12 protein-coding genes and 1 other annotated feature are annotated in these 15932 nt (G+C 36.7%); of the genes, 9 read left to right on the forward strand and 3 right to left on the reverse strand.

The window, feature by feature from the left end:
• Window positions 1–75: 75 nt before the first annotated feature.
• Both namA and proC read right to left on the reverse strand, forming a co-directional pair.
• Window positions 76–1095 (reverse strand): NADPH dehydrogenase NamA, encoded by a 1020-nt coding sequence (namA, locus tag ACZLO7_RS11710; protein ID WP_464939321.1) that lies wholly within the window; start codon window positions 1093–1095, stop codon window positions 76–78.
• A 238-nt stretch (window positions 1096–1333) separates the two neighbouring features.
• Window positions 1334–2143, reverse strand: a complete 810-nt coding sequence (proC, locus tag ACZLO7_RS11715) for a pyrroline-5-carboxylate reductase (protein ID WP_464939322.1) — start codon at window positions 2141–2143, stop codon at window positions 1334–1336.
• Window positions 2144–2193: 50 nt separating this feature from the next.
• Window positions 2194–2409, reverse strand: a binding site (T-box leader).
• A 119-nt stretch (window positions 2410–2528) separates the two neighbouring features.
• Here proC and ACZLO7_RS11720 point away from each other — a divergent pair.
• From ACZLO7_RS11720 to argH, 4 genes are all read left to right on the forward strand, one after another.
• A complete protein-coding gene (locus tag ACZLO7_RS11720; RefSeq protein WP_464939323.1) occupies window positions 2529–3473 on the forward strand; it encodes an MBL fold metallo-hydrolase in 945 nt (314 codons plus the stop codon).
• Window positions 3460–4212: an SDR family NAD(P)-dependent oxidoreductase gene (locus ACZLO7_RS11725; protein ID WP_464939324.1), complete on the forward strand. Its 753-nt coding sequence runs from the start codon at window positions 3460–3462 to the stop codon at window positions 4210–4212. The genes ACZLO7_RS11720 and ACZLO7_RS11725 overlap by 14 nt, the downstream gene beginning before the upstream one ends.
• Window positions 4213–4543: 331 nt before the next feature.
• Window positions 4544–5752, forward strand: coding sequence for an argininosuccinate synthase (locus tag ACZLO7_RS11730; RefSeq protein ID WP_464939325.1), 1209 nt, complete (start codon window positions 4544–4546; stop codon window positions 5750–5752).
• Window positions 5749–7122 (forward strand): argininosuccinate lyase, encoded by a 1374-nt coding sequence (argH, locus tag ACZLO7_RS11735; protein WP_464939327.1) that lies wholly within the window; start codon window positions 5749–5751, stop codon window positions 7120–7122. The genes ACZLO7_RS11730 and argH overlap by 4 nt, the downstream gene beginning before the upstream one ends.
• Window positions 7123–7261: 139 nt before the next feature.
• Here argH and ACZLO7_RS11740 read toward each other — a convergent pair whose 3' ends face one another.
• Window positions 7262–7597, reverse strand: a complete 336-nt coding sequence (locus ACZLO7_RS11740; protein WP_464939328.1) for a hypothetical protein — start codon at window positions 7595–7597, stop codon at window positions 7262–7264.
• Window positions 7598–7826: 229 nt separating this feature from the next.
• Here ACZLO7_RS11740 and ACZLO7_RS11745 point away from each other — a divergent pair, with 229 nt between their 5' ends.
• The 5 genes from ACZLO7_RS11745 (at window position 7827) to ACZLO7_RS11765 (ending at window position 15292) form a co-directional block, all read left to right on the forward strand.
• A complete protein-coding gene (locus ACZLO7_RS11745; protein WP_464939329.1) occupies window positions 7827–9278 on the forward strand; it encodes a spore germination protein in 1452 nt (483 codons plus the stop codon).
• A gap of 29 nt (window positions 9279–9307) precedes the next feature.
• Window positions 9308–10387 carry a GerAB/ArcD/ProY family transporter gene (locus ACZLO7_RS11750; RefSeq protein WP_464939330.1) on the forward strand — a complete coding sequence of 360 codons (1080 nt, stop codon included), beginning with the start codon at window positions 9308–9310 and terminating at the stop codon, window positions 10385–10387.
• Window positions 10384–11496 carry a Ger(x)C family spore germination protein gene (locus ACZLO7_RS11755; RefSeq protein ID WP_464939331.1) on the forward strand — a complete coding sequence of 371 codons (1113 nt, stop codon included), beginning with the start codon at window positions 10384–10386 and terminating at the stop codon, window positions 11494–11496. Before ACZLO7_RS11750 ends, ACZLO7_RS11755 begins: the two co-directional genes overlap by 4 nt.
• A 267-nt stretch (window positions 11497–11763) precedes the next feature.
• On the forward strand, window positions 11764–13512 hold the full coding sequence (locus ACZLO7_RS11760) for an ABC transporter transmembrane domain-containing protein (RefSeq protein WP_464939332.1): 1749 nt from the start codon (window positions 11764–11766) through the stop codon (window positions 13510–13512).
• On the forward strand, window positions 13505–15292 hold the full coding sequence (locus ACZLO7_RS11765; RefSeq protein WP_464939333.1) for an ABC transporter ATP-binding protein: 1788 nt from the start codon (window positions 13505–13507) through the stop codon (window positions 15290–15292). Before ACZLO7_RS11760 ends, ACZLO7_RS11765 begins: the two co-directional genes overlap by 8 nt.
• Window positions 15293–15932: the final 640 nt, after the last annotated feature.

Here is a 15932-nt window from a genome sequence, read left to right on the forward strand (position 1 = left end):
AACCTACATGATTTTTGAGTATTATAATACTCAGAAATCATGTAGGTTTATTTGTGCTGATTTTTAAGTGAAATCTTATTTCCACCCACGTTTATAGGAATTGTTTATAGCTTCAATATCTATGCCCAATTCTTTCGCTGCTTGATAAGCCCAATAGGGATTACGTAATAATTCTCTTGCCATGAAGACTAAGTCTGCTCTGTCATTTTGCAGGATTTCTTCAGCATGTAGTGGGGAAGTGATAAGCCCGACTGCACCTGTTGGAATTGGAGTTTCATGTTTGATTAATTCAGCAAGTGGCACTTGGTATCCCGGAAATACGGGGATATTTGCAAGAACGACCGCCCCAGAGGTTACATCTACTAAATTTACACCTTGATCTTTCATCCACTTTGTTATTGGAACATAATCACTAGGTTCCATTCCACCTTCAGCATAATCTTTCGCTGAAATGCGGACAAATAGTGGTCCATCAAATACTTCTTTTACAGCGTCAATTATTTCACGTAAAAAACGATAGCGTTTTTCTACTGAGCCACCATATCCATCTGTACGTTTATTTGAAAGTGGAGACAAAAATTCATTGATTAAGTAACCATGGGCACCATGTAGTTCAATTACATCGAAGTTAGCTTCTTTTGAACGTATAGCGGCTTTTTTAAATGCGTCTATCGTATTGTTAATATCATCAGTCGTCATTTCAATTGGTGTTTTAAATCTATCGCTAAAGGCAATAGCAGAAGGTGCAAAAATATCGCTTTCAAGCACTGCTTTACGACCTGCATGTGCTAATTGGATACCCGTTTTTGAACCAGCATCATGCATTAAACGGTTCAGTTCAGTGAGGCCAGGGGTATGATTATCACTCCAAATACCAAGGTCTTGTGGAGAGATACGTCCTTCAGGCTGTACAGCAGTAGCTTCTAAAATGATCAGTCCAACTTGTCCAACTGCTCTTGTTGTATAGTGAATTTTATGGAAATCTTGAACGAGACCGTCCTCATTATGGCATTCGTACATACACATAGGTGACATGACAATGCGGTTTTTTAGCGTTAAATTACCTACCTGATATGGTTCGAATAATTTTGTCATGGATGAAATCACTCCAATTCTAATATTGTCTATATTATAGCAAAGTAGTAGGAATTGGTTTATCAAAAAGGCTTATGTACATAGAAGTATTTCTTTAAAAATGATAATTGCTGTATTTTTTCTGTTGAGTAATGTTTTTTATATAGAGAAAAAAACTACTTAGTTAAATGGATTAGTTATAAAATAACCCTGAAAGAGCATGATAAATCGATGCTTTTTCAGGGTTTCTTTTGAGCTTTTATTCATTTTTCGCCAATTCGCGTGATTTAGCTTCTGCATCATGAATACAAGCCATAATAGCGTCTTTGAAGTGGTTTTCTTCTAAGGCTTTAATGCCAGCTTCAGTAGTGCCACCTGGACTTGTTACTTTTCTACGTAGCTCTGTTGGTTCTTCTGTGGATTGTTTTAGCATTTCAGCTGCACCTGCGATCGTTTGTATGGCAAGTGAGCGTACAACCTCACGTGATAAACCGTACTTAACGCCAGCTTGTTCGAATGCTTCGACTAAATAGTATAAATAAGCAGGGCCACTACCTGAGACAGCAGTTACTGCATGCAATTTATCTTCTTCGACTTCGATTACTGTTCCTATTGCTTCTAACATTGTCATAAATTCTTGTTTTAAACTTGCATCGATTTGTTCATTAAATGCTACGCCACTTGCTGACATGCCGATTGTAGCTGAAGTGTTTGGCATAACACGAGCAATTGGTCGTTTTCCTAAACTATTTTCAATCGTTGCAATTGAAATACCTGCAACGACGGATAAGACAGCTGTATCTTTTTCTAGAAGGGGAGCTAATGCTTCCATTCCTTTAATAACGTCTTTCGGTTTCATAGCCAAAATAATGCAATCTGCAACTTTTACAACATCGCGACTGTCAGAAACAATTTGTACGCCATGTGCATCAGCGATACGATTCAGTTTTTGACGATCGGACTTATTCATAATATGAATACTTTTGGGTGATACGACACCTTCTTTTACCCAACCTTGAATCATAGCTTCAGCCATTGAACCTGCTCCAGCAAATACAATTGTTTGCATAATTGTCGCCTCCTGTTTATTTCAATAAAAAAAGCCTTCTCATCCTTCTATAAAAGGACGAAAACGCATGTTTCCGCGGTACCACCTTGTTTTGCTAAAAAACTTTAGCACAACTCTCGCTCCTTATTATCGCTAAGGGACGGCTATGTTTTCATAGCAGCTCAGAAGTAGGTTCTAAATAATGAGCGGGTTATGTGACTTGCAGCCGGTGGTCACACTCTCTTTACACCATCAAAATCTATACTATTCTTCATCTACGCTTTTTTGTATGTGATTGCAAGTATAGTGTCTTAACAATATTTTGTCAACATTATTAGGTGACGATTTCTAGCTTATCTTGTACAATGAGGTGAATAGGTATTCATTTTTGTAGGGGGTTTTTGAATTGTTTCATAAGATTATTACACCAACGCCATTTGCAGTAGGGACTGTAAATTCCTATTTATTAAAAGGGGACGCATTATCAATTTTCGATGTGGGTACGAAAACGCCCGAAGCGCATGAGGCTTTAAAATTAGGTTTAAAAGAAGTGGGCTATCGCTTTGAAGATATAGAACAAGTCATTTTAACGCATCATCATCCAGATCATATGGGTTTAGTTGATGCATTTCCAAATGCAAAAGTATTAGGGCATGTCTATAATGATGCTTGGTTACGAAGAGATCCAGTATTTCTTGCTTCACATTTTGGTTTTTATACTGATCGTTTAAAAGAAGAAGGTGTGCCGGAAGAGTACTTTTATTGGGTTAAGAAGATGACAAGATCTACGGATTTTGTAGGGACTCGCCCATTAACCTCTATCCTGCATGATGGAGATGAAGTACCGGGACATCCAGGTCTTATTGCGATGGAAACACTAGGTCACGCACAAAGTCATTTAGCTTTTTGGCATGAAGAAAAGAGAGCAATGATTGGTGGCGATTTACTCATCGGACATGTATCTTCTAATCCTTTAATAGAACCACCGCTCAATCCTAAGTCTAAACGTGCAAAATCATTGCTACAGCAAAATGCTTCATTGAAGAAACTATTAACCTTACCGATTGATGTACTTTATAGCGGACACGGGGAAGATATTCGCAACGTACATGAGCTGGTAAATGAACGCATTGAAAAACAGCATAAGCGTGCAATGAAAGTTTATGGAATGTTAGAAGGTGGTCCAAAAACTACGTTTGAATTAAACGTTGAATTATTCTCATATGCTTACGAAAAAGAATTAGGTTTAACTTTATCGGAAACAATTGGCCAGTTAGACTATTTAATCGACGAAGGACTCGTTAAGGAGAAGATGAATGTAGAGGGCGTTTATCTTTATGAGCAAGCCTAAAACCATTCTCGTAACAGGTGCGACAAGCGGTGTTGGCAAGTGCATAGTAGATATTCTCGCTACTAAAGGCCATACAATTTTTGCTACTGGGCGCTCGAAAGAAGCATTGCAATCTTTTACTGCACCAAATGTTCACCCGATTCAAGCTGATTTATCTACTATAGAGGGGAATCATAATTTAGTTGGAAAATTACCTGCAATTGATATTGCTATTTTCTCTGCTGGGGTTGGAACGTTTGCTTATGCAACAGACTTAACGGATGCTGAAATTGAACAGATGCTACATGTGAATATTCAAGCACCAATAATTCTTACAAAAGCATTATCACAGCAAATGATAGAGCGAAAAAGAGGTCAATTTGTTTTCATTGGTTCACAAGCAGGGAAGGTAGCAACACCGAAAGCTTCAGTGTATGCAGCAACTAAACATGCAATCATAGGCTTTACTAATGCACTCCGGATGGAACTTGCACCATATAATGTTCAGGTGACAACAATCCATCCAGGCCCAATTGACACTCCTTTCTTGGATCATGCAGATCAAACTGCTACATACCGTGATGCTATGAAGAATGTGTTGTTAACACCAGAGCAAGTAGCTGAAGCGACTGTTAAAACAATTGGCCGTAATGTTAGAGAAGTGAATTTACCGTCATATATGACTATTACAAGTAAACTTTATGCAGTAGCACCTTCCATTGTGGAGTTATTAGGGAAACGATTTTTTAATAAGAAGTGAAAATCTTATGAATATACATTTGTGTATTAATTATCATTCGTGACTTTAGCTTTCAGATAACTATTATGCGGAAAAATGCATAAATTATATAAATGAATATATCCATATAAAGGGCTGTTCTAGTAGTAAACTCTACTTAGGATAGCCTTTTTACTTATGTATATCAAGGTTTAATACCATGTACAAGCGATTTTTAAAAGTATATTCACAAACTTGAAATATTTTGATAATGCAAGAAAATACACTTGTGTTCATTTTTATTCCGTGCTATGATAAGTGCATAAATATTAATAAAAAACGTATAAACATACAGTACACGGAGGAATGTCACATGGCTAAAAAAGTAGTTCTTGCATATTCAGGCGGTTTAGATACATCAGTTGCGATTCAATGGTTAATTGATCAAGGATACGAAGTAGTAGCTTGCTGCTTAGACGTAGGTGAAGGTAAAGATTTAGATTTCGTGAAAAACAAAGCATTAGAAGTGGGCGCGATTGAATCTTACATGATTGACGCTAAAGACGAGTTCGCTGAAGAATACGCATTAATCTCACTTCAAGCTCACACATGGTACGAACAAAAATATCCATTAGTATCAGCTCTTTCTCGTCCACTTATATCTAAAAAATTAGTAGAAGTTGCTGAGCAGACTGGTGCAGTTGCAGTAGCGCATGGATGTACTGGTAAAGGGAATGACCAAGTTCGTTTCGAAGTTTCTATTAAAGCTTTAAACCCAGATTTAGAAGTTCTTGCACCAGTTCGTGAATGGGCCTGGAGCCGTGAAGAGGAAATAGAATACGCAAAATCAAAGAATATTCCACTTCCTATCTCTTTAGATTCTCCATTCTCAATCGACCAAAACTTATGGGGCCGTGCGAACGAATGTGGTATCTTAGAAGATCCTTGGGCTACACCACCAGAAGAAGCATACGAATTAACAGTATCACTTGAAAATGCTCCAGATACTGCTGATATTATCGAAATCGAATTCGAACAAGGTGTTCCAGTAGCAATTGACGGTGTTTCTTATAAATTAGCTGACTTAATCTTAAAATTAAACGAAGTAGCTGGTAAACATGGCGTTGGCCGTATTGACCACGTTGAAAACCGTTTAGTTGGTATTAAATCACGTGAAGTATACGAAATCCCTGGTGCACATACTTTACTTTTAGCTCATAAAGAATTAGAGGATATTACTCTAGTAAAAGAAATCGCTCATTACAAACCAGTGATTGAGAAAAAATTAACTGAACTTATCTATGAAGGTTTATGGTTCTCTCCATTAAGAACAGCATTAGAAGCATTCTTAAAAGAAACACAAAAATTTGTCAATGGTACAGTTCGTGTGAAACTATTCAAAGGTCATGCAATTGTTGAAGGACGTAAATCTCCTAACTCTCTATATGACGAAAAATTAGCAACATATACAAAAGATGATGAATTCGATCACGCTTCAGCTGTAGGATTCATCGAACTATGGGGTCTTCCAACAAAAGTGAACTCTATGGTAAACAAAGGAGAAAAGAAGGTGCAAGCATGAGTGGTAAACTATGGGGCGGACGATTCCAAAATTCTGCAGAACAATGGGTAGATGAATTCGGGGCATCCATCGGGTTTGACCAACAGCTTGTAACTGAAGATCTAGAAGGCAGTATTGCTCATGTTACGATGCTTGGTGCTTGTGGCATTTTATCACAAGATGAAGTCAACACGATAAAAGAGGGTCTCCATCAATTACAACAAAAAGCAACTGAGGGCTCGCTTGAGTTCTCAATTGCTAATGAAGATATTCACTTAAATCTTGAGAAAATGCTAATCGATTTAGTTGGTCCAGTTGGAGGTAAATTACATACTGGCCGTAGTCGAAATGACCAAGTCGCAACAGATATGCACTTGTTCCTTAAAAAGCGGGTTAAAGAGGTTATTTCTTTAATAGAAGTTTTTCAAAAAGCAATTGTAACGCAAGCGGAAGATACCATTGATACACTGGCGCCTGGATATACGCATTTACAGCGTGCACAGCCAATCTCATTTGCGCATCATTTAATGACTTACTTCTGGATGTTAGAACGTGATAAACAACGCTTCCATGATTCATTGAAACGTACTGATATTTCACCACTAGGAGCAGGAGCTCTAGCTGGTACGACCTTCCCAATTGATCGCGAAATGAGTGCTGAGCTACTAGGTTTCTCTGCTGTTTACCAAAATAGTATGGACGCAGTAAGTGATCGTGATTTCATCGTTGAATTTTTAAGCAATGGTTCACTATTAATGACTCACTTATCGCGCTTTGCTGAAGAAATTATTTTGTGGTCAAGTGAGGAGTTTAAATTCATCGAGTTAGATGATGCGTTCTCAACTGGCTCAAGTATTATGCCACAAAAGAAAAACCCTGATATGGCGGAGTTAATTCGTGGTAAGGCGGGGCGTGTGTACGGTAATCTAATGGGATTACTTACTGTCTTAAAAGGAATTCCATTAGCTTACAACAAAGACATGCAAGAAGATAAAGAAGGTATGTTCGATACATTGCACACAATTGTCGGCTCACTGAAAATCTTCGAAGGAATGGTTCGTACAATGACTGTTGCAAAAGAAACATTGCATAAAGCAGTGCATCAAGATTTCTCTAACGCAACAGAACTTGCGGATTATTTAGCAACAAAAGGTATGCCTTTCCGTGAAGCACATGAGGTTACTGGGAAACTTGTTTTCCTTTGTATTCAACGTGGTATTTACTTATTAGACCTATCAATTGAAGACTTGCAAGAAGCAAGTTCATTAATCGAAGCAGATGTATACGATGTATTAGCCCCAGAAGCAGCAGTGCAACGTCGTCATTCCTTAGGTGGAACTGGTTTCGAACAAGTGAAAATTCAAATCGCAAAAGCAAAAGAGTATTTATAAAAAATAGATTGGAAGAACGTTCACAGAGGGGAACTGATTCCACAAGTTATGGGCATACATATATGTTCCAGCAAAGCCAACTTCCAGAGGGAAGTTGGTTTTTTGTATTTTCTGGAGAAAGTATTTCAATTCTTATCTGTTAGTTTGCCAATACTTCAAACAAATCAGTATGTATCTTTACAAAATATGACTCTAATAATTTTTCTAATAGATTGTGGAGTTTGAGATAATCTTCATTTGCTTTGTTAATTACGGTATAAAACTCTTGTTCTAGCTCGATAAATGTAACTTCATCCATTTCTTCATGCTCCAAAATGAGAAATAAACGCCACATTTCTTCGCCATAAACGGTGATGATTCGACCATACTCATGGGCACCTTTTTTTTCAAGATTAGACGTGAGATCAGTAATTGGATATCCCTTGAGCTTGTATGTCTTCCCATCCCCAATTGAATAAACTTTCGTGACCACCACTCTCTATTTCAGAGTAATAGTTATAAACCATAAAGGCTTCCTTATAAGTTTCATCATTTTCAGGAAAATCTCCTCTTAACACATTAATAACAGCATCATCTCAGCTTTTACCAACTAACTTCTAAAAGGATGTTTGAAAGTCTAGCTACATTTCCCCCAAAAATTATGGCATACATTTTTTAAAAAATGGGCAAACTAAGTAAATATTTAAGAAAGGCGTGTGGTACTTTTGAAATACAAATTAGTACGTACCACTAAAGTTGAACAGCTTATTAAAAAGCCTAACAAGAAAAATCAGGCTAAGCAGACCATTGAGACTTTGAAGAAAAATACCCGCAAAATAGATGACGTATTATTTAGAAAAATCCCTACAAATGAAGGCATCGTCACTGTCATTTATTCCTCATCACTTGTAGAAAAAATGACACTGCAATCGATGGTTTTTATTCCTTTAGCTAATCACATAAATCAAATTCACCAAGTAGCTGAAGTAATCGACCCATCTGATCTTAAAGTCGTTACAGCAAAGCTAGACTCTGGGCAAACGTTATTGTATTTTCATCGAACAAATACAATATTAACTATTGATACATATAGTGCGCCAACACGTGCTATAACAAATACGGAAACAGAGTCAACAGTTATTGGACCACAAGATGCATTTTCAGAATCATTAGAGACAAATATTTCTTTAGTGAGAAGACGCATTCAAAATCCTTTGTTGAAAAATGAAAATCTTACAGTTGGCACAGAAGCGAACATAAAAATAAGTATTATGTATATGGAAGAAAGTGTGAATGAGGAAAATTTAGAAACTTTGAGAAAGCGAATAAATAAAATTCATTATCCTATATTTACAGATATCTCCGTGTTAAAGCAATTGATTGAAGATAATCCTTTATCTCCATTTCCGCAGTATTACATGAGTGTACGACCAGATAGTATCAGTCGCTACCTTATTGATGGCAGAATTGTTGTTTTCATGGACAACAGTCAAGCTGCAATCGTTTGTCCAACGTCATTTTTCGAAATGTTTGTTTCTGTTGAAGATTATTACAACCGTTGGACAACAGCTTCTCTGCTTCGAATGCTTCGATTTTTCGGGTTTTTCTTAACAATCATGATAACCCCCATGTATATATCTGCATTAACATTTCATCCTGAGGTACTACCATACGAACTTCTACTGAATCTACAGGAATCGAGAAGTAAAGTTCCATTCCCGCCACTTTTTGAAGTATTGTTTATTGAATTAATCATTGAAGTTTTAAGGGAAGCTGGATCACGAATGCCTGCGAAAGTAGGTCAAACTATCGGTATCGTAGGAGGTATTGTAATTGGTACCGCAGCAGTAGAAGCTGGTTTAATCAGTAACATACTGGTCGTACTAGTTGCAACTTCCGCATTACTTTCTTTTCTTCCTCCAATTTTTTTAATGAGTAATACAAGTAGATTTATTCGATACTTTTTTATTTTATCTGCGGGATTGTTTGGATTGTTCGGACAAATGCTAGCATTTGCTTGGCTAATAGCCCATTTACAAAGTTTAAAGTCTTTAGGAACGCCATATTTGGCACCTATTATTCCTCGTAAAGCATCAGATTTGTTAGATAGCATTATAAGATTTCCAACAGCAGTGTTAAAAAGTAAGATGGGCATTTCAAAATCACAGAAAAAGTAAATGTCTCAAAAGAATTGAGGTAGTTTAAGTTGAGTACAAACAAACAGAAATTTTTGAATAGATATCATGTTATCTTTTTGGTGCAAAGCGTAATGATTGGTACTGGAATACTCACTCTACCTCAAAAACTGAGTGCTGTAGGCTATAGTCAAACACTTTTTCCGCTCCTATTTGGCGTAATTGCAAGTCTAACTCTATTACCGATGATTTGGATTAATAGTAAGTATCCTAACGAAAATTTATTTAGAATCAATGAAATTTTATTAGGGAAGTGGTTAGGGAAGGGTGTCAATTTATTCATTGTCCTACAATTTACATTTTTTACAGCAGGAATTATCAGTAATTATATGCATCTTATACAGAGTACAGCTCTATCAGAACAAACTATTACTGCACCTGTTTTCTTTTTTCTTCTATTACTTATTTACATAGTTCATGGAGGGATTAGATCTATTGCAAGGTTCTGCATAATGACTTTTTTTATAACTATATCTATGTTTTTTTTTCTTCGTTGGGCAATTGAAAAAGGAGAGATAAGTCACTTCCTACCTTTATTTAATTTTAATAGCAAGGATTTTTATGATGCGATGAAAAAAGGCTATTTATCTATTTTAGGATATGAACTAATTATGTTTTATTTCCCCAACATTATTGATCAAAAAAAGGCATATAAACATGCATTAATAGGGATTTGGATAAGTATTAGTCTTTGTTTTATAACCACTGTAGTAAGCGTAATGTATTATTCAGAATGGCAGTTAAAGTATGTAGAGTTTTCAGTACTAAATTTGTTTAAAGCTGGAGAGTTTTCTTTTATAGAAAGAATAGATATTATTGGCATGACATTGTGGGTATTTCTAATTTTGTCTACAGTTTCAGTATATTTATGGAGTGCTAAGAGAGGGATGGATACTTTACGATCTAAAGAAAAGAAGTATCATATTTACATTCTTGCACTAATCATTTTTCTGGTCGTAAAGATGCCATTTTCTCAAGAATTCCAAGAAAAATTATTTTCAGGAAGCAACTATGTGGGATATGTATTAATAGTTTGGCCATTGTTTTTGGGCATTGTACATCTACTTCGAAAAAAGCAGGTGCAAACATGAGCAGAAAACTTGTATTAATTTTCACTTTTTTTGTACTTATTTTTTTGGTAGGTTGTTCAGAAAAAGAGGTGAAAGTACCTTTAGAAGAAGTAGGTATGGTTGGTATAATGGCATTTGACTACATTGATGAAGATACAACTAAGTTAACCGTAGCAATTCCACAATATTCTCCCGAAGCGAAGCGGAATACACAGATTTTCTCAGTTAAAACGGACTTAGTATCTAAGGGAATTGTTAAAATTGAGAAACTTTCAGATAAAAAAGTTATTTTAAACCAATTACGTGTTGTTCTTATTAATGAGGAATATGCACAAAAGGGAAATGTTCAGAAAGTGATACAACATTTATACAGAAATGCAGAAGTAGGTAATAAAGTACTTATTGCAATAGTTAAAGGAAATGCAGAAGAAATGTTAAAGGGAAAATATCTGGATAAACCAAATATCAATTTTTATTTAAATGATTTATTACTACCAAGTATTAATACTGCTTTTAATCCAAACACTAATATACATGGTTTTATATATACGATAACAAATCCAGTGTTTGATCCCATCATTCCTGTAATAGAAAAAATTGATGATAAAATAGAGATAAAGGGAGTTGCCTTATTTAAAAATAGGCACATGCTTGAAATGATAACACCAGAAGATGCACTCATCATTCAAGCAATACAAGGAAGAAAAAAACTAGCGCCATTACCGATAGAAATGAATCAAGGATATAACAAAGAAAAAGTAATGCTTGATTTAATAGAAAGTAATGTGAAATTTAAGAGCAATAAAAGTGTTGATTCTCCAAAGTTGACTATTTCCTTGAAAATCAAAGGAACTCTAAGTGAATATAAAGGTAAAAGGGAGCATGAATTGAATACGCCAAAAAGTATTACAATTCTAGAAAAAGATATTAATGAACAAGTTGAAAAAGACATTAAAAAATTTATAGAGAAGATTAATGATTTGGAGATTGACCCAATTGGTCTAAGTGAAAATTTTAGAATGTATCACAAAGGAAAATGGAATAAAAAATTGACGAAAGAAACTCTTGCTAAATTACAAGTGGATGTCCATGTTAATACGTCTATTATTAGTACAGGTACTTTAAAATAAGTTTGCTACAGTCATTCATAGTTCACTTTAAACTTTAGTCAATATTTCAAAGTGGAAAAACAGCATACTTAATACAAAATTTTTAAATTTGAAGTAACCCTTTATGATTTTATAAATCGTAAAGGGTTATTTTTATGAAGTTTTTAGGGGAATGGATCGAAAAATAAAAAAATGTTTAGGAAACCGAAATTATTTTTATTTTTTATCTTCAATCATTTCAGAATATTTGATAAACTGTTATTTGTGAAGAAAAGTGGGTGAATAGAGATGAAGGTATTTTTTGAGTTAGGTTGGTTTTTTAAGGAACGTAAGAAGCAATACTTGATCGGTATTTTACTGTTAATCATGGTGGCAATATTACAGTTAGTACCACCAAAAATTATTGGCGTTGTTGTCGATGAGATTGGCGGTGGTCATTTAACAGTGGGATCGCTAGTTAAATGGTTGAGTCTATTAGGTGTTTCTGCACTATTGATGTATGTGATTCGTTATTATTGGCGAATTATGATTTTTGGTTCGTCAATGACATTAGCAAAAAGGCTTCGGGCAAAATTATTCCATCACTTTACGTCGATGGCACCGTCCTTTTATCAAAAACGTCGTATCGGAGATTTAATGGCACATGCAACAAATGATGTATCAGCGGTGCAACAAACAGCGGGTAACGGAGTTTTAACCCTTGTAGATTCTATAACAACAGGGGGCTTTGTCATATTGGCAATGGCCATTACAATCGATTGGAAGCTGACGTTAATCGCCTTAATTCCAATGCCGTTTATGGCGCTATCAACGAATTATTACGGTAAACTTTTACACGCACGTTTTCATCATGCCCAAGCCGCATTTTCGGATTTAAATGATAAAACGCAGGAAAGTATTACGGGCATTAAAGTTATGAAAACATTCGGACAAGATAAAGAGGATATCGAGGATTTTAAACGCTTATCTGACGAAGTTGTCGAGAAAAATACACGAGTGGCAAAAGTAGATTCACTATTTGATCCAACCATTTCTCTCGTCGTAGGTATTTCATTTTTCTTAACGATAATATTTGGGTCTAAATTTGTTGTTGCAGGCGATATGACACTTGGCGATTTAGTGTCGTTTACATCGTATTTAGGTCTACTTGTATGGCCTATGCTAGCATTTGGATTGCTCTTTAATATTATGGAGCGAGGTAGTGCATCATATGACCGAATTCGTAAACTATTAGATGAAAAAATGGATATTAAAGATAAAGAAGATGCTATATCCATTCGACCTCAGGGGGATATAGAGTTTAATATTAATTCATTTACATTCCCTGAAGATGAAACACCTTCTCTAAAAGATGTACATTTCACGTTAAAACGTGGTGAAACACTTGGTGTTGTAGGTAAGACAGGTGCAGGTAAAACAGCAATTTTAAAATTATTGATGCGTGAATTTGATGGTTACGATGGTGAAATTCGTTACGGAGATCATGCCATAGGAGATTATGAAGCAATAAAACTCCGCGAAGCAATTGGCTATGTACCGCAAGAGCATTTCTTATTCTCAGCATCCTTATATCAAAATATCGCTTTTACAAACCCAGATGTAGATGAAGCTGAAGTGACAAGTGCAGCTAGAATTGCTCAAATTCACGATGATATATTGCGCTTTACAGAAGGCTACAATACGGTTGTTGGAGAACGAGGTGTATCACTTTCAGGGGGACAGAAACAGCGGATTTCAATTGCAAGAGCGTTGTTAATGAAACCTGAACTTCTTATTTTAGACGATTCTTTATCAGCGGTTGATGCGAAGACTGAAGAGGCCATTTTAGAGTCATTAAAAGAGGCTAGAACAGACTCCACGACAATTATTACGTCCCATCGACTAAGTGCGCTTGTCCATGCACATCTCATCATTGTTTTACATGATGGGGCTGTAGTGGAGAAAGGAACACATGATGAATTGATGACGCTAAAAGGTCGTTATTTCGAAATGTATCAATTGCAACAACTTGAAGAGGGGGTGAGTCAACATGAGTGAAGAGCAAAAAATCACCCTAACAGGTAAGGAGCAATGGCAAGTATTAAAGCGGCTCCTTACATATTTGAAACCACATAAAAAGTCCATTGTAATCGCATTAATGTTACTCTTAATTACAGTTCTCGGCGATATCCTAGGTCCATTGTTGATTAAAATATTCATGGATGATTATTTAACACCACGTCATTTCCCTACAAATACGTTAATCATTCTTGCTGTAGTGTACATTAGCATTCAAATTTTGAATTCGGTCATTAGTTATTTACAGATGCTTCGTTTCAATATACTGGCTCTAAAGGTAATTCAGCAGCTACGGATAGATGTGTATACGAAAGTGCATAAGCTAGGTATGCGATATTTTGACAAAACACCAGCAGGTAGTATTGTATCTCGTGTAACGAATGATACTGAAGCTATCATGGAAATGTTCGTTAGTGTATTAATTGGTTTTGTACAAAGTGGCTTTTTAATTATCGGAGTTTATGTTGCAATGTTTGCACTAAACTGGAAACTAGCCTTAGCAACTGTTATTTTACTGCCTATTCTTTTCTGTATTGTCTATATCTACAGAAAATATAGTGCATTTTATTATATGGATATGCGTGAGCGGTTGAGTCAATTAAATGCCAAATTAGCAGAATCTTTATCTGGTATGTCGATAGTGCAAGCATTTCGTCAGGAAAAACGTTTCCGAGATGAATTTGACGAAATTAATGAGAAGCATTATAAGGCAGTGATGAGTAGTATTAAGCTAGATGGTCTATTGTTAAGACCTGTAATTGACTTGGTCTATGCATTTGGCCTAATTTTAATGCTGAGCTTTTTTGGAATAACATCCTTTAGTGAACCGGTGGAAATCGGTGTAATCTATGCATTTGTCAGCTACATTAATCGCTTTTTTGAGCCTATTAACCAAGTCATGCAAAGACTTTCAATTTTCCAACAAGCTATTGTATCCGCATCTCGTGTCTTTACATTATTGGATGACAAGGAATTGGATCCAAAACAATTAGATGATTCTTCAGTGGAAATGACAGACGGACGTATTGAATTCCGAAATGTGACATTTTCATATGATGGCAATACAGATGTGTTGAAAGATATTTCATTTACCGTTAATCCAGGAGAGACGGTTGCACTTGTCGGTCATACGGGGAGCGGTAAAAGTTCAATTATTAATCTATTAATGCGCTTTTATGAGTTTGAAAAGGGCGAAATAGTAATAGATGGTCAGTCTATTAAAAATTATCCGAAACAAACATTAAGACAGCAAATGGGCTTAGTACTCCAAGACCCATTCCTATTTTACGGGAATATTGAAAGTAACATTAAACTCTTTAATGAAGATATGACGGAAGAAGACGTTAAGGCTGCAGCGGAATTTGTGCAAGCTGATCAATTTATAGAATCCATGCCTAACGGCTATAAACATCAAGTATCAGAGCGTGGATCCACATTCTCAAGTGGGCAACGTCAGCTCATTGCTTTTGCGAGAACCATTGCAACAAATCCGAAAGTGCTCGTTTTAGATGAAGCAACAGCAACAATAGATACGGAAACTGAAGTAGCTATTCAAGCAAGTCTTGATAAAATGCGTCAAGGCCGCACGACAATTGCCATCGCACATCGCCTAAGTACGATTCAAGATGCAGAGCAAATTTTAGTGCTCCACCATGGCGAGATTGTTGAACGAGGGACACACCAAGAGTTACTTGCTAAAAATGGTTTATACCACAAAATGTATCAATTACAAAATGGGGTAGTGCAAGAAGTAGGGTAAGAAGGGATAATCTCTGGAAAGTCGCGGTTAGTTAGTGGCTTTCTGGAGATTTTTTTGTGGTGAGTAGCGCCAAAGAGAGCCCGAGTAGCGCTAAAGAGAGCCCGAGTAGCGCCAAAGGGGGGCGAGTAGCGCTAAAGAGGACCCGAGTAGCGCTAAAGAGAGCCCGAGTAGCGCCAAAGAGAGCTCGAGTAGCGCCAAAGAGCTCGAGTAGCGCTAAAGAGCCCGAGTAGCGCCAAAGAAGACCAGAGTAGCGCTAAAGAGAGCTCGAGTAGCGCCAAAGAGAGCCCAGTAGCTCCAAAAAGAGCTCGAGTAGCGCTAAATGAGGCTCGAGTAGCGCCAAAGAGAGCCGAGTAGCGCCAAAGAGAGCCCGAGTAGCGCTAAAGAGAGCTCGAGTAACACCAAAGAAGACCCGAGTAGCGCTAAAGAGCTCGAGTAGCGCCAAAGAGAGCCGAGTAGCGCTAAAGGAGGACCCGAGTAGCGCTAAAGAGAGCCCGAGTAGCGCCAAAGAGAGCCCGAGTAGCGCTAAAGGGGTGCGAGTAGCGCCAAAGAGCTCGAGTAGCGCTAAAGAAGACCCGAGTAGCGCCAAAGAGCTCGAGTAGCGCCAAAGGGGAGCCGAGTAGCGCTAAAGAAGATCCGAGTA

The sequence above is a fragment of the Viridibacillus sp. d25.2 genome (genome assembly GCF_055456015.2).

Coding starts and splice junctions, on each gene's coding strand:
- namA (WP_464939321.1), bottom strand. CDS start 1,095: ATGACAAAATTATTCGAACCATATCAGGTAGGTAATTTAACGCTAAAA.
- proC (WP_464939322.1), bottom strand. CDS start 2,143: ATGCAAACAATTGTATTTGCTGGAGCAGGTTCAATGGCTGAAGCTATG.
- ACZLO7_RS11725 (WP_464939324.1), top strand. CDS start 3,460: ATGAGCAAGCCTAAAACCATTCTCGTAACAGGTGCGACAAGCGGTGTT.
- ACZLO7_RS11730 (WP_464939325.1), top strand. CDS start 4,544: ATGGCTAAAAAAGTAGTTCTTGCATATTCAGGCGGTTTAGATACATCA.
- argH (WP_464939327.1), top strand. CDS start 5,749: ATGAGTGGTAAACTATGGGGCGGACGATTCCAAAATTCTGCAGAACAA.
- ACZLO7_RS11755 (WP_464939331.1), top strand. CDS start 10,384: ATGAGCAGAAAACTTGTATTAATTTTCACTTTTTTTGTACTTATTTTT.
- ACZLO7_RS11760 (WP_464939332.1), top strand. CDS start 11,764: ATGAAGGTATTTTTTGAGTTAGGTTGGTTTTTTAAGGAACGTAAGAAG.
- ACZLO7_RS11765 (WP_464939333.1), top strand. CDS start 13,505: ATGAGTGAAGAGCAAAAAATCACCCTAACAGGTAAGGAGCAATGGCAA.